The organism is Arthrobacter sp. P4_H3, from assembly GCF_056400885.1.
Genome location: NZ_JBFUKK010000056.1, coordinates 1 through 600 on the forward strand (window position 1 = coordinate 1; position 600 = coordinate 600).

General features: G+C 52.2%; 1 protein-coding gene and 1 rRNA gene. One reads left to right on the forward strand and one right to left on the reverse strand.

Annotation, left to right across the window (positions count from 1 at the left end; translation table 11 throughout):
• Positions 1-348 (reverse strand): 16S ribosomal RNA (locus AC1DRE_RS25120); the annotation flags it as partial.
• Positions 349-412: 64 nt separating this feature from the next.
• On the opposite strand from AC1DRE_RS25120, the gene AC1DRE_RS25125 reads away from it, so the two are divergent.
• On the forward strand, positions 413-600 hold a 188-nt coding region (locus AC1DRE_RS25125), incomplete at its 3' end, for a hypothetical protein (protein WP_476987170.1).

Here is a 600-nt window from a genome sequence, read left to right on the forward strand (position 1 = left end):
GAGTCTGGGGAGTCTGGGCCGTGTCTCAGTCCCAGTGTGGCCGGTCACCCTCTCAGGCCGGCTACCCGTCGTCGCCTTGGTGAGCCATTACCTCACCAACAAGCTGATAGGCCGCGAGTCCATCCAAAACCACAATAAAGCTTTCCACCCCCCACCATGCGATGAGGAGTCATATCCGGTATTAGACCCAGTTTCCCAGGCTTATCCCAGAGTTAAGGGCAGGTTACTCACGTGTTACTCACCCGTTCGCCACTAATCACCGGTGCAAGCACCGGATCATCGTTCGACTTGCATGTGTTAAGCACGCCGCCAGCGTTCATCCTGAGCCAGGATCAAACTCTCCGTTGAAGTAAAACAAAAACAGACACAACCACCACCCCCGGGAAAACGGAAGAAAACGGCTGCACAAAATTTGAAACCAGCTGAAAAACAACCAGGCCACACCACGGGGTGGCACAACCTGGCCAATTCAACCAATCCATATAAACAAATTGGTATCAACAAACTTGGCACACTATTGAGTTCTCAAACAACAGACACACCCGGCACCACCACAACCAACAAACAGTCAAGGATCGCTCCGGAGCAACTTTCCAAACT